At 60.8% G+C, this 16,793-nt stretch carries 15 protein-coding genes; 8 read left to right on the top strand and 7 right to left on the bottom strand.

What is annotated here, in order from left to right; all coding sequences use genetic code 11:
• Nucleotides 1-65: 65 nt before the first annotated feature.
• Together znuA and zigA are read left to right on the top strand one after the other, a co-directional pair.
• Complete coding sequence (gene znuA, locus PYR65_RS11650) at nt 66-1,061, top strand: zinc ABC transporter substrate-binding protein ZnuA (RefSeq protein WP_276118095.1); 996 nt, start codon at nt 66-68, stop codon at nt 1,059-1,061.
• Nucleotides 1,062-1,152: 91 nt separating this feature from the next.
• On the top strand, nt 1,153-2,358 hold the full coding sequence (gene zigA, locus PYR65_RS11645; RefSeq protein WP_276118094.1) for a zinc metallochaperone GTPase ZigA: 1,206 nt from the start codon (nt 1,153-1,155) through the stop codon (nt 2,356-2,358).
• An 83-nt stretch (nt 2,359-2,441) separates the two neighbouring features.
• On the opposite strand, the gene PYR65_RS11640 is transcribed toward zigA, so the two are convergent.
• Both PYR65_RS11640 and PYR65_RS11635 read right to left on the bottom strand, forming a co-directional pair.
• Nucleotides 2,442-2,795 (bottom strand): RcnB family protein, encoded by a 354-nt coding sequence (locus PYR65_RS11640; protein ID WP_276118093.1) that lies wholly within the window; start codon nt 2,793-2,795, stop codon nt 2,442-2,444.
• Between the two features lie 141 nt (nt 2,796-2,936).
• The gene (locus PYR65_RS11635) at nt 2,937-4,556 is read right to left on the bottom strand and encodes a glycoside hydrolase family 43 protein (protein WP_276118092.1); all 1,620 of its coding nucleotides are present in this window, start codon (nt 4,554-4,556) and stop codon (nt 2,937-2,939) included.
• A 342-nt stretch (nt 4,557-4,898) separates the two neighbouring features.
• Here PYR65_RS11635 and PYR65_RS11630 point away from each other — a divergent pair, with 342 nt between their 5' ends.
• Nucleotides 4,899-5,474, top strand: a complete 576-nt coding sequence (locus tag PYR65_RS11630) for a TRAP transporter small permease subunit (RefSeq protein ID WP_276118091.1) — start codon at nt 4,899-4,901, stop codon at nt 5,472-5,474.
• Entirely contained in the window at nt 5,471-7,267 is a 1,797-nt protein-coding gene (locus PYR65_RS11625; RefSeq protein WP_276118090.1) for a TRAP transporter large permease, read from the top strand. The genes PYR65_RS11630 and PYR65_RS11625 overlap by 4 nt, the downstream gene beginning before the upstream one ends.
• Nucleotides 7,268-7,382: 115 nt before the next feature.
• Here PYR65_RS11625 and PYR65_RS11620 read toward each other — a convergent pair whose 3' ends face one another.
• A complete protein-coding gene (locus PYR65_RS11620) occupies nt 7,383-8,489 on the bottom strand; it encodes a TRAP transporter substrate-binding protein (RefSeq protein WP_060640391.1) in 1,107 nt (368 codons plus the stop codon).
• Nucleotides 8,490-9,001: 512 nt separating this feature from the next.
• Between PYR65_RS11620 and PYR65_RS11615 the strand changes: the two genes are divergently transcribed.
• From PYR65_RS11615 to PYR65_RS11600, 4 genes are all read left to right on the top strand, one after another.
• On the top strand, nt 9,002-9,979 hold the full coding sequence (locus PYR65_RS11615) for a sulfate ABC transporter substrate-binding protein (protein ID WP_276118089.1): 978 nt from the start codon (nt 9,002-9,004) through the stop codon (nt 9,977-9,979).
• A 95-nt stretch (nt 9,980-10,074) separates the two neighbouring features.
• Entirely contained in the window at nt 10,075-10,896 is an 822-nt protein-coding gene (gene cysT, locus PYR65_RS11610) for a sulfate ABC transporter permease subunit CysT (RefSeq protein WP_276118088.1), read from the top strand.
• 2 nt (nt 10,897-10,898) lie between these two features.
• Nucleotides 10,899-11,828 carry a sulfate ABC transporter permease subunit CysW gene (gene cysW / locus PYR65_RS11605; protein WP_276118087.1) on the top strand — a complete coding sequence of 310 codons (930 nt, stop codon included), beginning with the start codon at nt 10,899-10,901 and terminating at the stop codon, nt 11,826-11,828.
• Nucleotides 11,825-12,844, top strand: coding sequence for a sulfate/molybdate ABC transporter ATP-binding protein (locus tag PYR65_RS11600; protein WP_060640395.1), 1,020 nt, complete (start codon nt 11,825-11,827; stop codon nt 12,842-12,844). The genes cysW and PYR65_RS11600 overlap by 4 nt, the downstream gene beginning before the upstream one ends.
• 72 nt (nt 12,845-12,916) lie before the next feature.
• Here the strand turns inward: PYR65_RS11600 and mgrA are convergent, their stop codons facing one another.
• From mgrA to PYR65_RS11580, 4 genes are all read right to left on the bottom strand, one after another.
• On the bottom strand, nt 12,917-13,948 hold the full coding sequence (gene mgrA / locus PYR65_RS11595; protein ID WP_276118086.1) for an L-glyceraldehyde 3-phosphate reductase: 1,032 nt from the start codon (nt 13,946-13,948) through the stop codon (nt 12,917-12,919).
• A gap of 189 nt (nt 13,949-14,137) precedes the next feature.
• A complete protein-coding gene (locus PYR65_RS11590; RefSeq protein ID WP_276121043.1) occupies nt 14,138-15,271 on the bottom strand; it encodes a Gfo/Idh/MocA family protein in 1,134 nt (377 codons plus the stop codon).
• Between the two features lie 29 nt (nt 15,272-15,300).
• Nucleotides 15,301-16,062, bottom strand: a complete 762-nt coding sequence (locus PYR65_RS11585) for a sugar phosphate isomerase/epimerase family protein (RefSeq protein ID WP_276118085.1) — start codon at nt 16,060-16,062, stop codon at nt 15,301-15,303.
• Nucleotides 16,063-16,101: 39 nt separating this feature from the next.
• A complete protein-coding gene (locus PYR65_RS11580; protein ID WP_276118084.1) occupies nt 16,102-16,791 on the bottom strand; it encodes a D-lyxose/D-mannose family sugar isomerase in 690 nt (229 codons plus the stop codon).
• Nucleotides 16,792-16,793 lie beyond the last annotated feature (2 nt).

The following is a 16,793-nucleotide window of genomic DNA, read 5'->3' as shown; positions in this document are numbered from 1 at the left end:
CACGTTATAGCATAACGCAATTGATGTAATAACATTACATTGATTTACAAGACAGGAGTCCCCGCATGAGCCTGAAAAATTCCCTCCTTTTGACATCGGCGCTGATATTCGCCCCCTCCATGCTTCTGGCGGCGGGCACGGCCCATGCCGAAGTCCCCAATGTCGTCGTCTCGATCAAGCCGATCCACTCCCTGGTCGCCTCGATCATGCAGGGTGTCGGCGAGCCGGCACTGATCGTCGAAGGTGCCGCCTCGCCGCACACCTACAGCATGAAACCGTCCAATGCCGCAGCCCTGGAAAAGGCCAACATCGTCTTCTGGGTCGGCCACGGGCTGGAAGCCTTTCTGGAAAAGCCGCTGGAATCGCTCGGCAGCGGCGCTGAGATCGTCGAGCTTGACGACGCCCCCGGTCTTGAAAAGCTGAAATTCCGCGAAGGCGGAGCGTTTGAGGCCCATGACGACGGCGACGAGCATGACGCCAGCGCAGAGGGTGCAGAGGGTCACGCCCATGAAGAAGCCGGTCATCACCATGACGAGGGCGAATTCGACATGCATCTGTGGCTTGATCCTGCCAATGCCAAGGCCATGGCTGCACAGATCGAGGCCACGCTGACGGCTGCCGATCCGGACAACGCGGCCGCCTACAAGGCCAATCTGGAGGCGCTCGGCATCCGGCTCGATGCGCTCGACAAACAGATTGCTGAGACTGTCGCCCCCATCAAGGACAAGCCCTTCATCGTCTTTCATGATGCCTATCAGTATTTCGAGCATCGCTATCATGTGAAGGTGGCGGGATCGATCACGGTCAGCCCGGAAACGCTGCCGGGTGCTGCGCGTTTGAAGCAAATCCACGAAAAGATCGTCGAACTCGGCGCAACCTGCGTCTTTGCCGAGCCGCAGTTCGAACCCAAGCTCGTCAATGTCGTGCTGGAAGGCACGCCGGCAAAATCCGGCACGCTGGATCCGGAAGCAGCAACCCTCGATGCCGGCCCGGACCTCTATTTCCAGCTGATGGAGGGGATCGGCACATCGCTGAAGACCTGCCTCTCCTCCGGCAGCTGACGCGTTCCTCCCAGGCGACTGAACGAGGCGGGCCCCAGGTCCGCCTTTTTCAGATCATCGAATGTAATAGTATAACATTAAGGATAGATGCATGTCCGACAAACTTCCGGTCACTGTGCTGTCCGGCTTCCTCGGGGCCGGAAAGACCACGGTGCTCAATCACATCCTCAACAATCGCGACGGACTGCGGGTCGCCGTCATCGTCAACGATATGAGCGAGGTCAATATCGATGCGGCCCTGGTGCGCGAAGGCGGCGCCAACCTGTCGCGGACCGAGGAACAGCTGGTCGAGATGACCAATGGCTGCATCTGCTGCACGCTGCGCGACGATCTTTTGAACGAAGTACGCAAGCTCGCCGAGCAGGACCGGTTCGATTATCTGCTGATCGAATCCACCGGCATCGCCGAACCCCTGCCCGTCGCAACCACATTCGAATTCCGAGACGAGCACGGCAACAGCCTTGCCGATGTCGCCCGGCTCGACACGATGGTCACCGTGGTCGATGCGGTCAGCCTGCTCGGCGACTACTCCTCAGCCGACTTTCTGGCCGAGCGCGGCGATACTGCCGGGGAAAACGACAACCGCACGCTTGTCGATCTCCTGGTCGAGCAGATCGAATTTGCAGATGTCGTCATTCTCAACAAGACGGGAAGCGCAACGCCCGAACAACGGGATGCCGCCCGCAAAATCATCGCCGGGCTCAATGCCGATGCGCGGCTGATCGAGACGGATTTCGGCAAGGTGGCGCTGCGGCAAGTGCTCGGCACCGGCCTGTTCGACATGCTCAAGGCCGAGCAGCATCCGCTCTGGTACAAGGAACTCAACGGCTTCAAGGACCATATTCCTGAAACCGAGGAATATGGCATCCGCTCCTTCGTCTACCGGGCAAAAAAACCCTTCGATCCCGCGCGGTTTCACGATTTCGTTCACCGGCCCTGGCCGGGGGTGGTACGGGCCAAGGGCTTCTTCTGGCTGGCGACACGGCCGCATCACGCCGGCGAACTCAGCCAGGCCGGGCCGATGGTGCGCACCTCGAAAATGGGACTGTGGTGGTCGGCCGTGCCGAAAGCCCAATGGCCGGATGATCCGGGCTTTCTGTCGATGATGAAGCCCTATCTCGATCCCGTCTGGGGCGACCGGCGCCAGGAAATCGTCTTCATCGGCGCCGATCCGATGGATCAGGCTAACCTGGAAGCGGAACTCGATGAGTGTCTGGTTGATGCCGACGCCTTCACGCCCGATCGCTGGCGGGCACTGCCGGACCCGTTTACGGACTGGTCGGCACGGGCAAATTAGGCCGCCGGAACAACGGCCGCCCCAATCTCGCAAAAAAAGGACGGCATTCAACGCCGCCCTTTTTTGTCAGTCACATCAAGCGATCAGCGCGTTGCCAGATTGACGATGACGCCGGTGGCGACGCTGATCAGAAGGAAGTTGTTGTCGACGCGAACCCACTGCTGTCCACGCGGCGGCGCGCGCAGCTTGTAGCGGCGGTAATCGTTAACGGCGGCAATGCGGCGGCGTTCTGCCGCAGATAGGCGCTGACCGCGCGCCCAGCGCTTCTTAACAACGACGTTCTTTTCAACAATCTTGGTATTGCCGTTTCTGTAAACGCGTTTTTCGACATGGCGCTCCTTGGCCTGAGCGACTTCGAAGGGCCGCGCCGGCTGGGCGAAAGCCATCGGTGCTGTCAGGAAGGAGCTTGCAACCAGCGCAATCATCAGACGTTTCATCGGGGTGTCCTTTCGTTTTTGACACCCTGAATCTACGCCTGCAAAGATGAACGGAAACTGAAACATAAAATTACAAAATTGTAATGATATCAGTTAATTATAAGCATTAACTGATACAACGCGCAAACTTGCAACCTCGTTTCAAAGCGCCTCATAGGAAAATCGGCTGAAATCCGCCACCTGCGCCCTGCCCGATGTGTCGAAGGCGAAGACACCGGCAAAAGCGCCGGTAAACGAGCCATGTTCGCCCCGGCCGCCCTCGTCGGAGACCATACCGGCATCGAGCAAGGGGCCAAGTTTGCGCCAGTCCGGGTCTCCTTCGGGGTGCCAGAAGAACTGCAGATCGTTGTCGCGGATCTCCATGGCCAGATGCACCCAGCCTACGGGCACGGAAACGCCGCTTTCGACCGGGAAGGTCATGCGGCTATGGGGAAAATCGCCATTGCACGAAAAGATCGTCACCACCCGGCCGAGTTGTTCATGCAGCGTCACCACGATCGCATGGAATTTGTGGCGGTTGTAATAGTGGGTGAGCCCCGCCGCCTGCTGATAGGTGTCCGGAGCGAATTCGACCACGGTTTCGGCGCGAAAGGCGTGATGTTCCTGGCGCCGCGCCACCAGCGCCTGCTCGAACCAGCTGCCGATGCTTTCGCGGCCAAACAGCCTGAGATGCCCCGGCCGCTCCGTCAGCGAGAAGATCCGCTCCGGCACCGGCGTGCGCAGCCATTGGAACTCCATCGGCAAATGCGGGCCATCGAACCCCGTTTCCAAGCGTGAGCGTTTCTCGATGACGGCGGCCTCGCCCGGCGCCGGAACATCGACCGCGGGCACGACACCGCCCTGTGCAAGATAAAGCCAGCCGTCATCGCCCCAGACGCATTTCTGCAAGCCCGTCTCGCGCCCGAGCGTACAGCGCCGGTGCGGCGCAAGCGGCCGCCCGGTCAGGTGGGTGTGGTAGGCCTGGCCATCCGGCGTTTCGACATATTGGCCATGCCCTGCCCTTTGCAGCGCCGCTTCCGGATTGTCCTTGGAGGTGATCAGATGCGTCTGCGGGTGCATCTCGTAGGGACCCTCGATGGTTCGGGCGCGCGCCATGGTCACCGCGTGATCGTAACCGGTGCCGCCTTCGGCCGTGGTCAGGTAGTACCAGCCGTCGCGCTTGAACAGATGCGGCCCCTCGACAAGCCCCTGCGCGCTGCCGGCAAAGATATTGCGGATCGGGCCGGTCAGCGTTTTCGTGATGGGGTCCCATTCCTGCAGGAGAATGCCGTCGAAGGCCGGGGATTTCGGCGCGCCGCCAAAACTCTCGGTGCGGTGGTTCCACTGCATGTTGAGAAACCATGTGCGCCCGTCGTCATCGTGAAACAGCGACGGGTCGAAGCCTGAGGAATTGACATAGACCGGCTCCGACCATGCGCCTTCGATCGTTGGTGACGTGACGATGTAGTTGTGGGCGTCCTTGAAATTGCCGTCGAAGCGCTTGACGTCGGTATAGACCAGATAGAACAGACCGTCCGCAAACGACAGGCACGGCGCCCAGACACCGCAGCTGTCGGGATTGCCGCGCATGTCGAGCTGGCTCGCCCGTTCCAGCGGCCGACGCACCAGGGTCCAATTCACCAGATCGCGGGAATGGTGGATCTGCACGCCCGGATACCATTCGAAGGTCGAGGTGGCGATATAATAGTCATCGCCGACGCGGCAGATCGAGGGGTCCGGATTGAAACCGGGCAGGATCGGATTGCGGATCGTCGCGGTCATGATGGACGTACCTCATGTTTCTCGGAACGCCATACGGCCTCAAACCGATGGGAAATTCAACCCCTGCCCGGTTCCGCGAGCGGCATCCCTGCCTTTTCGACTCGGCCGGCCACTGGTCTTGCGGGCGCAATCCAGCCCACGTCATCCACCGTCATACGCTGGTTTCCCACAGTTTTTGCCCAAGCTTTAGGCAAAGGCGGAAAGCCTATATGCGACTTTGGTATGACGGTGGCGGACTAGGCCGGAAAATCGGAAACCAGACTTGAAACAGGGCTTGAAATCGGCACTGTGGCTAGGCTTGGCCATAAAAATCGACAATCAGCTTAGCGGGGAGGAACCTATATGACCGCACTGCTCGGGTTCAGCAGGCTCATTGACCGTGTCACGGAAATCATCGGCAAATCAGTCTCCTGGCTGATCCTGGTGGCCGTCTTGGTCAGCGCCGGCAACGCCATCATCCGGAAGATATTCAACATGTCGTCGAACGCCTGGCTGGAGGCGCAATGGTACCTGTTCGGGGCCGCCTTCATGCTCGCGGCCGCCTACACGCTTAGCCAGAACGAACATATCCGCATCGACGTGGTCTACGGCAAGTTTTCGCGCCGCACCCAGCATTGGATCGACCTGTTCGGGCATGTCTTCTTCCTGATGCCCTTCGTGCTTTTGATGACCTATTACCTCATCCCCTACGTGCTGATGTCGGTTCGCTCGCAGGAGGGGTCTTCCAGCGCCGGCGGCCTGATCGTCTGGCCGGCCAAGGCCATCCTCCTGGCCGGCTTCGTGCTTCTGGCGCTCCAGGGCGTCTCCGAGATCATCAAGAAGGTGGCAATCATGACCGGCAATATGGACGATCCGACGCCCTATGTGCCGACCCATGCGCCGCTTGACGATGTCACCGTTCCGGAGGCACGCCCATGATGGAATTCATCGCCGTCAATCTCGCGCCGATCATGTTCGTGTCGCTGATCATCTTTCTGCTGCTTGGCTATCCCGTCGCCTTTTCGCTGGCTGCCAACGGTCTTTTGTTCTTCATCATCGGCGTGGAACTGGCGCCCTTGTCCGGCGGCTCGATCAACCTGTCCTGGCCGTTGCTCAACGCCCTGCCCGATCGCTTCTGGGGGGTGATGTCGAACGACACTTTGCTCGCCATTCCCTTCTTCACCTTCATGGGGATCGTGCTGGAACGCTCGGGCATGGCCGAAGACCTGCTCGACACGATCGGCCAGTTGTTCGGCCCGATCCGGGGCGGTCTTGCCTATGCGGTCATTTTCGTCGGCGCACTTCTGGCCGCAACCACCGGCGTGGTTGCCGCATCCGTCATCGCCATGGGCCTGATCTCGCTGCCGATCATGCTGCGCTACGGCTATGACCGCCGCGTCGCCTCCGGCGTCATTGCCGCGTCCGGAACGCTCGCACAGATCATCCCGCCATCGCTGGTCCTGATCGTCCTTGCCGACCAGCTCGGCCGCTCCGTTGGCGACATGTATGCCGGCGCGCTCATCCCCGGCCTGGTTCTGACCGGGCTCTACATGCTCTATATCCTGATCATGACCTTCGTCCGGCGCGATTCCATGCCGGCCCTGCCGCTCGAAGCCCGCACGCTCGGCTCCGGCGTCACCTCGCTGATCATCGCCTTGATCGTGGCGGCCGGCTTTGCCTATGCCGCCCATATCTATCTCTACCCGGCACATGGCGAAAACGCCGATATTCTCGGCGCAACCGTCGGTATCGGCTTCATCTACATCGTCGCCCTCCTGGACAAGGGGCTGAAGGTCAATGCGATGTCGCGGCTGGCCCAGCAGGTCATCATCGTGCTGATCCCGCCGCTGGCGCTGATCTTCCTGGTGCTCGGCACGATCTTCCTCGGCATCGCAACGCCGACCGAAGGCGGCGCGATGGGTGCTGTTGGCGCGCTCGTCATGGCGGCGGCCAAGGGGCGGCTGAGCATGGAGGTGATCCGCTCGGCACTGGCCGCCACCACGCGGCTGTCGGCTTTCGTGCTGTTCATCCTGATCGGCGCGCGGGTGTTTTCGCTGACCTTCTACGGCGTCAACGGCCATATCTGGGTCGAACATCTGCTGGTCGCCATGCCCGGCGGCGAAACCGGCTTCCTGATCACGGTCAACCTGCTCGTGTTCTTCCTGGCCTTCTTCCTGGATTTCTTCGAACTGGCCTTCATCATCGTGCCGCTGCTCGTGCCGGCGGCCAATGCGCTCGGCATCGATCTCATCTGGTTCGGCGTGCTTCTGGGCATCAACATGCAGACGAGCTTCATGCACCCGCCCTTCGGCTTCGCTCTGTTTTACCTGCGCTCGGTGGCGGCCAAGGTGCCCTATCTCGACAGGGTTACCGGCAAGGTGACGCAACCTGTCACGACGGGGCAGATTTATTGGGGCGCCGTCCCGTTCGTCGGCATCCAGATCATCATGGTCGGGCTCACCATCATGTTCCCGCAGATGGTCATGCACTACAAGGGCGATGCTGCCGTGGTCGATCCCAATACGATCAACATCGTCGTTCCTGGTTTTGGAACGGGCGGCGGCGGGCTGACCCTGCCGGACAATGGCGGCGGGCTTGGATTGCCCGGTGGCCTGCAGCTGCCGGGCGGCAGCCCGCTGGATGGCAACAGAGAGAAACCGGCGGACCAGAACGGTGGCGCGGGTGACAACAAGCCTGCCACGGACCTCAGCGCTCCGCCGTCCTTCAATTGATAACGGAAGAAGGGCCGGATTTCGAACCGGCCCTTCCCTCCACAAGCAGACAACGAAAAACCCCGAAGCTGTTCAACTTCGGGGTTTTTCGTTTCCGCGATTATCTCTCCAGCGCTTAAAGCTTGCCGCCGCGCTGCTGGATCATCATGAACGTGTCGTAATTGTATTCAGCGATCTGGGCGTTGAGATAGTATTCGCCGCGGAAAGCCTTGATCGAATCCCAGATCTTCTTGAAGGTCGGGTTGGTCGCTTCCATCTCGGCATAGACCTCGTTGGCCTTTTCGAAGCAGGCCGACAGGATTTCCGGGCTGAACGGGCTGAGCTTGGCGCCGGCGGCCACCAGACGCTTGATTGCGGCCGGGTTCAGGTAATCGTATTTCTGCAGCATGTTGGCGTCGGTTGCCTGGCAGGCGGTGCGCAGCAGCGACTGATAGTTCTTCGGCAGGCCGTCGAAGGCCGCCTTGTTGAACATCGCATGCACCGTCGGGCCACCTTCCCACCAGCCAGGATAGTAGTAATAGGGCGCAACCTTGTAGAAGCCGAGCTTCTCGTCATCGTAGGGGCCGACCCATTCGGCCGCATCGATCGTGCCCTTTTCCAGCGACGGATAGATATCGCCGCCGGCGATCTGCTGCGGCACGACGCCGAGTTTCTCGACCACCTTGCCGGCAAAACCGCCGATGCGCATCTTCAGCCCCTGCATGTCGGCAACGGTCTTGATTTCCTTGCGGAACCAGCCGCCCATCTGCACGCCGGTATTGCCGCCGGGATAGCCGACGAGACCCTGGGTGGCCAGGAACTCGTTGAACATGTCGATGCCGCCGCCATGATAGTGCCAGGCGTTCATGCCGCGTGCGTTGAGCGCGAAGGGAACGGCAGCGCCGAGCGCCCAGACCGGATCCTTGCCCCAATAGTAATAGGATACCGTGTGGCAGGCTTCGACCGTGCCTGCGGCAGCGGCGTCTGCAGCCTGCAGGCCCGGAACGATTTCACCGGCGGCAAAGACCTGGATCTGGAAATTGCCATCCGTGGCCTCAGACAGATATTTCGACAGCACCTCGGCGCCGCCATAGATCGTGTCGAGCGATTTCGGGAACGATGATGCCAGGCGCCAGTTGATCTTCGGATTGCTCTGGGCGATGGCTGGCGCTGCGAGCGTCGTGGCTGCAGCGGCACCGACGCCACCGAGAGCCGCGCGCTTGATGAATAGACGGCGATCCATGTTCTCTCCTCTGTTGTCGCGGACAGAACGGCAAAGCCTGATCTGCTCCTCCCCGCGGGCGCAAGCCGCACCGGCCGGTATCGGCCGGTCAAAAACGGATATGCGCAATCTCAATCCATTTTGCGAACATGCGCTTTTTGATGGGAATGCGCATGCCTCCATACGGCAGATTACACGCTCACCCCCTCATGTCCAGCTATGCGGGAAGCGGCGATGTTCGACTTTTGTCTAAGATCAATCACCCGGGTTTGCAGCGGCTGACGCAAGGGTGAGCTGAGCAGGGCGCGAACCGCCAAACTTTGTGAAGACACAGCGCCAAACTATTGAAAGAGCTAATATAGAGAATCCGGAAGTCCCTGCCGGTTTTTGCCCGCTTAAGGCGACCGTTTCTTCATTGAAGCGTTTACGGCAATATTTTTCCAATGTGGCTGACACATTCACAGATGGGTTCCTCGGCAGGTCCACGCCTCCACCCTATGCTCCACCCGAAATCAAATCTCGGGGAGTTTTTTATGAAACGTCTACTGCTCATCGGCGTCGCGCTTGCGGCCTTGACCGCTCCGGCCGCAGCCGCCGACAAGCTGCTCAATGCATCCTACGACATTTCCCGTGAATTGTTCGAACAGGTCAACGAAGCCTTCGTCGCCGCCCATCCCGGCGTGACCATCGACCAGTCGCATGGCGGCTCCTCCAAGCAGGCCCGCGCCATTCTCGAGGGCCTCGAGGCCGACGTCGTGACCTTCAACCAGGTGACCGACGTCGATGCCCTGGTCAAGGGCGGCTTCGTGTCCGAGGACTGGAAGAGCGACTTTGCCAACAACGCATCGCCCTTCTATTCCTTCCCGTCCTTCCTAGTGCGCGAAGGCAATCCGAAGGGTGTCAAGGACTGGGGCGATCTGGTGCGCGACGATGTCAAGGTGATATTCCCGAACCCGAAGACATCAGGCAATGCCCGCTACACCTACCTCGCCGCCACCGCTTACGCGAAGGAAAAATTCGCTAACGATCCGGCCAAGGTCGAGGAATTCGTCAAGAAGATCTTTGACAATGTTCCGGTCTTCGACACCGGCGGACGCGCAGCCACGACGACTTTCGTCGAGCGCGAAACCGGCGACGTGCTGATCACGTTTGAAGCGGAAACCAAGGGCATTGCCAAGGAATTCGGCGAGGACAAGTTCGACATCGTCACGCCGTCCGTCAGCCTTCTCGCCGAATTCCCGGTCGCGATCGTCGATAAGGTGGTGGACAAGAATGGCACCCGCGCGCTGGCCAAATCCTATCTCGACTTTCTCTATACGCCGGAAGGCCAGAAGATCCTGGCCGAGAACGGTAACCGCGTCAACGACGCGGCCGTCTCCGCCGAATTCAAGGACCAGTTCCCCGACGTCCGCCTGCTGAAGGTCGAAGATGTCTTCGGTGGCTGGGAAAAGGTCAAGACGGAGCAGTTTGCCGAAGGTGCCGCACTGGATAAAATCTACGGTAATCGTTGATCCCAAACGAATAATGTGAAAAACGGAGGCCGTGGCGGATGTTGATCCGCCACGGCCTCCCGTTATTTTTGAACTCGATTTTCAAAGGGCATGTTTTGGCACGGCGCATTCTTCCAGGCTTGCCCCTGACGCTCGGCATCACGCTCGTTTATGTCGCCATCATCGTGGTGCTGCCGCTTGGCGCGCTGATTTTCAAGGCAGCCAGCCTTGGGCCGGAAGATTATTGGCGCATCGTCTCCTCCGAGCGCGCCATCGCCAGCTACCGGGTCACCATTCTCTGCGCGCTCGCGGCCACGCTGTTCAACCTCGTCTTCGGCATGGCGCTTGCCTGGATCATCGTGCGCTACCGCTTCCCCGGACGGCGCTTCGTCGACGCCCTGGTGGACCTGCCCTTCGCGCTGCCGACCGCCGTTGCCGGTATCGCGCTGACGACGCTGTTTGCCTCGAACGGATGGTTCGGCGCGCCGCTTGCCGCCATCGGCATCAAGGTCGCCTATACGCCGCTCGGCATCATCATCGCCATGGCGTTCACCAGTCTGCCCTTCATCGTGCGCACCGTGCAGCCTGTGCTGGAGGAACTCGATCCGGCGCTGGAGGAAGCGGGCCAGACGCTTGGAGCCAGCGATCTCGAAATCTTTCTGCGCGTGATCCTGCCACAGCTGGCACCGGCAATTCTGGCCGGATTGTCGCTGTCGTTCGCGCGCAGCCTCGGAGAATTCGGCGCGATCATCTTCATCGCCGGCAACCAGCCGTTCGAGACGGAAATAACCGCCCTTCTCGCCTTCATCCGGCTGGAGGAATATGACTACCCCGCCTCTGCCGCCATCGCCTCGGTCATGCTGATCGCCGCCTTCACGATGCTGGCCATCACCAATCTTCTGCAGGCCCGCGCCCTGCGTTACACGGTGAAGGGTTGAGCATGGCAAAAACTGCAGCCGCAACGCCAGCCAAGACCAAGACCAAGTCCAAGACCCGGCGCCCGCCACGGATCGGCGAGGCGCCGATCTTCCGCAACACCATGATCACCATCGTGCTGATCCTGGTGGCGCTGGTCATCATCGCGCCGCTCGCCGTCATCGGCTATGAAGCCTTTTCCAGGGGCGTCGCCTATTTCGGCAAGACCATCGCCAATTCCGATACGCGTCACGCCATCCTGATGACGGGGCTGACCGCATTGATCGCGGTGCCGGTCAACACCGTCTTCGGCGTGGCCGCCGCCTGGGCGATCACCAAATTCGATTTTCCCGGCCGCCGCCTGCTTCTGATCGTCATCGAAATCCCATTCTCCGTGTCGCCGATCGTTGCCGGCGTCGCCTATCTGTTCGTCTACGGCCTGCAGGGACTGTTCGGCGATGCGCTGCAATCGGCCGATGTCAAAATCCTTTTCGCGCTGCCCGGCATCGTGCTTGCCAGCATGTTCGTCACCGCGCCCTTCGTCGCCCGCGAGCTTATTCCTTTGATGCAGGCGCAGGGCCGCGACCTGGAGGAAGCAGCGACCTCGCTCGGCGCCAGCGGCTGGCGGACATTCTTCTTCGTCACCCTTCCCAATATCAAATGGGCGCTGCTCTACGGCGTCATCCTCTGCAACTCGCGGGTCATGGGCGAGTTCGGCGCGGTCTCGGTGGTCTCGGGCAATATTCGCGGCCAGACCAACACCCTGCCGCTGCATATCGAGCTGCTCTATCACGACTATAACGCCGTCGGCGCCTTTGCCGCCGCCTCGATCCTGGCTGCCCTTGCGGTCGTTACCCTGATTGCCAAGGTTGCGCTGGAGCGCCGGGGGGCCGGCCGCGTGCGCCGCCCGTCGCTTGCCGGCACAGCGCCGAACACACCGGAGACCACACCGTGAAAATCCGCCTCGATACCGTCGTCAAGACATTCGACACGTTTCGCGCCGTGCACGGCGTCTCGCTGGATATTGAAAGCGGCGAACTGGTGGCGTTGCTCGGCCCTTCCGGTTCCGGCAAGACGACGATCCTGCGCATGGTCGCAGGCCTCGAATTCCCCGACGGCGGCGCCATCTATTTCGGCGACGAGAACGCCACCGATATCGAGGTGCGCCATCGCGGCGTCGGCTTCGTCTTTCAGCATTATGCGCTCTTCCCGCATATGACGGTGGGGGAAAACATCGCCTTCGGCATGAAGGTCTCGAAGACGAAACGGTCGGGTGCCGAGATTTCCGAGCGCGTCGCGCATCTGTTGCGCCTGGTTCAGCTGGAAGGCCTGCAGGACCGCTTCCCGGCGCAGATTTCCGGCGGGCAGAGACAGCGCGTGGCGCTTGCCCGGGCGCTCGCCGTCGATCCGAAGGTGCTGTTGCTCGACGAACCCTTCGGCGCGCTCGATGCTAATGTGCGGCGCGACCTTCGCCGCTGGCTGCGCAAGATCCATGACGAGTTGGGCATCACCACGCTGTTCGTCACCCATGACCAGGCCGAAGCGCTCGATCTTGCCGACCGCGTCGTCATCCTTGACAAGGGCCGGATCATTCAGACCGGAACGCCGGAGGAAGTCTGCCGTGCGCCAGCCAGCGCCTTCGTCATGAACTTCCTCGGCGATGCCAATCGTCTGAAAGTGACGGTATCGGCTGAAAAAGCGCAGATCCAGAACGTCGTCTTCGACGCCGCCGGAATCGCGGATGGTGCAGCCGAACTCTACTTCCGCCCGGCCGACGTCACCTGGCGCGAGGACGGCCATGGCATCCAGGCGACCATTGCCCGCGTCATCGACCGGCCCGATTCCAAACGGGTGCTTGCCTTGACGGTGGATGGCCAGTCCATCGAGTTCGACGCCGCCCCGGAATTCCCGTTCCGCGCAGAAGCCCGCGGCTTTGTCGATATCCGCCGCCCGCGGGTTTATCCGGCCTGAATGCTTCTCAAACGAAAAAGCCACCGAATCTCGCGATCCGGTGGCTCTTTCTGTTGTAACTGAGAACAGTGCTTAGTCGCGCTCGGCCGACGAGGCCCACAGGTTTATGTCGGCTTCCTTCGCGTAGATATCGATTTCCGCCAGTTCTTCCGGCGTGAACGTGTCGTTGTCGAGCGCTGCCACGCAGTCGACGATCTGCGAGGAGCGGCTGGCGCCGATCAGCGCCGAGGTGATACGGCCGCCCCGCAGCACCCAGGCGATCGCCATCTGCGCCAAGGTCTGGCCGCGCTTTTCGGCGATCTCGTTGAGTTTGCGGATATTGTCGAGGATCGACGGGCGGATGAAGTCCTTCTTGAGGAAGTGGTTCTGCGCCGCGCGGCTGTCGGCTGGAATGCCGCCGAGATATTTCGTCGTCAGCATGCCCTGCGCCAAGGGCGAGAACACGATCGAGCCGGCACCGACATCATCCAGCGTATCGACCAGACCGTCATCCTCGACCCAGCGGTTCAGCATCGAATAGCTCGGCTGATGGATGATCAGCGGCGTGCCGAGATCCTTCAGGATCGCCGCGGCTTCGCGGGTGCGCTGCGAATTGTAGGAGGAGATGCCCACATAAAGCGCCCTGCCCGAGCGGACGATATGATCGAGCGCAGCGCAGGTTTCCTCCAGCGGCGTTTCCGGATCGAAGCGATGCGAATAGAAGATGTCGACATAATCGAGACCCATGCGCGCAAGGCTCTGGTCGCAGGACGCGATCAGGTACTTGCGGCTGCCCCATTCGCCGTAAGGACCCGGCCACATGTCATAGCCGGCCTTGGACGAGATGATCAGCTCGTCGCGCAGGCCGGCAAAATCGGTGCGCAGGATGTCGCCGAATGCGGTTTCAGCCGAGCCCTGAGGCGGGCCGTAATTGTTGGCAAGATCGAAATGGGTGATGCCGAGGTCGAACGCCATGCGGCACATGTCGAGCTTGCGCTCATGCGGTGTGTCATGGCCGAAATTGTGCCACAGGCCGAGCGAGATCGCCGGCAGCTTCAGGCCGGTCTTGCCGCAGCGATTGTACTTCATCGTCTCATAGCGATTGTCAGCCGGTTGCCAGCTCATGGTGTTATCCTGCCCTGTCTTTGAAATTGGAATTCCCGGAGCAGCGATGCTCCGGGAAGGATTGGGATAGATCCGGTATATTTTATTGTGATGACGGTGCAAAGCGATACTGACCGGCACCCCCAGATTTGGCTTTATGCCGGCGCAATTCCGGACGCAAAACCGCTGCGCACTTTTGGCGCAATTGCTTCAGCGCAAGAGAGCCCTGGCTTCCTCGATCCCCAGTGCCGCCGGCTGGGTGCAGGTCGTCGTCAATTCGATGAACCGGCCCTCTTCGCCCGATTTCAGGATCGAAACCATGACATCGACGCCGTGCAATGCACGCTCCAGCGAGCAGCGCGCGTCCCGGCCATCAAGGATGGCGAGCGCCATGTCGGCAAGACCGGCGGTGCGGTAATTCGCCATCATGCCCTGCTTGTGTTCCTGGTTGGGAACGGAGAACGGATGATCCCAGGTTTCCAGCGGCTGGATATCCTTGTCGCGCCCACTTGCCGACACCGTACCGCCAAAGAAATTCGGATCCGGCACGAACAGCGAGCCCTCCGTGCCGTAAAGCTCCATATTGGCATGGTTGTGCGACCAGACATCCCAGCTTGCCGACAGGGTGACTGTCGCGCCATTCTGGAATTCGAGCAACGCATGGATATTGGTCGGCGTTTCAACCGGAATGACCTCGCCCTTGCGCGGCTCGCTGGTGATGGTGCGGCTTGCATTGGCCATCGAGGTCAGTGCCGCAACGCGCTTGACCGGGCCGATCAGGTTGACGAGATCGGCAATGTAGTAAGGGCCGAGATCGAGGATCGGGCCGCCGCCGGGCAGGAAGAAGAAATCCGGGTTCGGATGCCACATTTCCATGCCCGGGCTCATGACGTGGCAGGTTCCGGAAGTGACGCGGCCGATCTTGCCCTGGTCGATATAGTCGCGCGCCAGCTGATGAGCGCCGCCGAGGAACGTGTCGGGAGCGCAGCCGACCTTGAGATTGCTGGCCGTGGCGATCCCGCGCAACTGCTCGCCCTGTTCCAAGGACAGGACCAGCGGCTTTTCGGAATAGACGTGTTTGCCGACTTCCAGGATCATCTTGGAGACCGGAAAATGCGCATCCGGGATCGTCAGGTTGACGACGATATCGATGTGCGGATTGGCCAGCAGCGCCTCGATCGTCTGTGCCTCGACGCCAAATTCGGCCGCGCGGATTTCGGCAGCCGCCGGGTTGATGTCGGCGCAGGCGATAACCTTGATGCCCTTGAAGAGCGGCGAGAGCGTGAAATAGGTGGTAGAGATATTGCCGCATCCGATGATGCCGACGCCAAGCTCCCCGGTCACTCGTTCCTGTGTCATGGTCTGTCTTTCTTTCAATAGGTCTTGATCGATGCGATCGAGCGCTCGGCCGTCGCCTTGTAATCCTTGGGATTGTCGTGCTCGACGATGTAATATTTGGCAGGTGTCGCAGACAGCGCCTTGAAGAGTTTCGCCCATTCGACGGTGCCGTGGCCAACATCGGCCCAGCCGTCCTGATCGGTATTCTCCCCGGTCGGCGCGATATCCTTGACGTGGACGGCGGTGATGCGGTGGCCGTATGTCTCGATCCAGGCGAAGGGGTCGGCACCGCCGCGAATGATCCAGGCGATATCGGCTTCCCAGGACAGGTTCGGCCCACCGGCAAAAATATGGGTTTGCGGGACCGACCCGTCCGGCAAGGCGGCGAATTCGAAATCATGATTGTGCCAGCCGAAATCGAGACCGGCATCCCGGAAGGGTTGCCCTGCCTTTTCCAGCCGCGCCCCAAAAGCCTTCCAGCCGCTCGCATCGGCCGGCCGCTGGTCTGCAGCGAGATGAGGGCAGTAGATCGATTGGATGCCGAGCGTCTGGGCGATATGGACGGCCCGCGCCGGATCGGATTCGAGCAGATCGAGCCCGAAATGCGCCGACGGCATGGTGACGCCGCTCTTGTCCATGTCGGCTTTCAGCGCCACGAGGGCCGCATCGTCGAGGGCGGCATAGAGCGCGCCATAACCTTCGACCTGCGTGTAGCCGGCGGCACCGACGGTCTTTAGGACATCGGCGAGCGGCGGGAAATTTCGGGCGCTGTAAAGCTGGAAGCTGACGGTCTGCATGGGAATGTCTCCTTGGGATCGATTGGGAAAGGGGATCGATTACGAAAGCCAGGTGTCATAGTCCGACACCAAGAGATGGCTCGGCTTGATGTCTTCCTGGATGGTGGAAAAGCGGCCGACAGGCTCGCGGAAATAATTGTCGGTGAGATCGTCGTTGACGGTGGAAACCTCACCCATCAGCACATCGGCACCCTCAGCCCAGAAGGCATGCCAGTTTCCAGGCAAGAGTGTGACGCTTTCGCCGGGTGACAGGCGCAGGAAAGAGCCGGCCTTCAGCGTGCGCAGCCGCGCATCTGCCGCCACCACCACATCCGTTGCTTCATCGACATCGCCGTCCGGCAGCGAATTGTACATCTGCAGCACCAGCGTGCCACCGCCGCGATTGATGATATCCTCGGTCTTGACCGCATGCCGGTGCAGCGGATTGACCTGGTCCTTGGCGGTAATCATCAGCTTTTCGGCATAGAGCATGCCACGGCCATGGGCGAGCGCTGCGGCCGAACCATTGCGCAGCGTGAAGAGCACGAGGCCAAACGCACTGAACCGGTCCTTGCCGTAATCCGTGATATCCCACCCGAGCCGCGTATCGCGGATCGACGGGGTGTCCGACGCAACCCGCGTTTTCAACTCATCCGGTGACCAATAGGCGAATGGCGGCAGGACGAAACCATGCTGGCGCATGAAGGCGTCGCTTTTCTCGATGATGGCATTGACTTCGCTTCGCAGCATCG

The organism is Pararhizobium qamdonense (genome assembly GCF_029277445.1).
GTDB classification, from domain to species: Bacteria; Pseudomonadota; Alphaproteobacteria; order Rhizobiales; family Rhizobiaceae; genus Pararhizobium; species Pararhizobium qamdonense.
The sequence above is the reverse complement of the archived record's forward strand: the minus strand, read 5'-3'. Positions and strand labels throughout refer to the sequence as shown.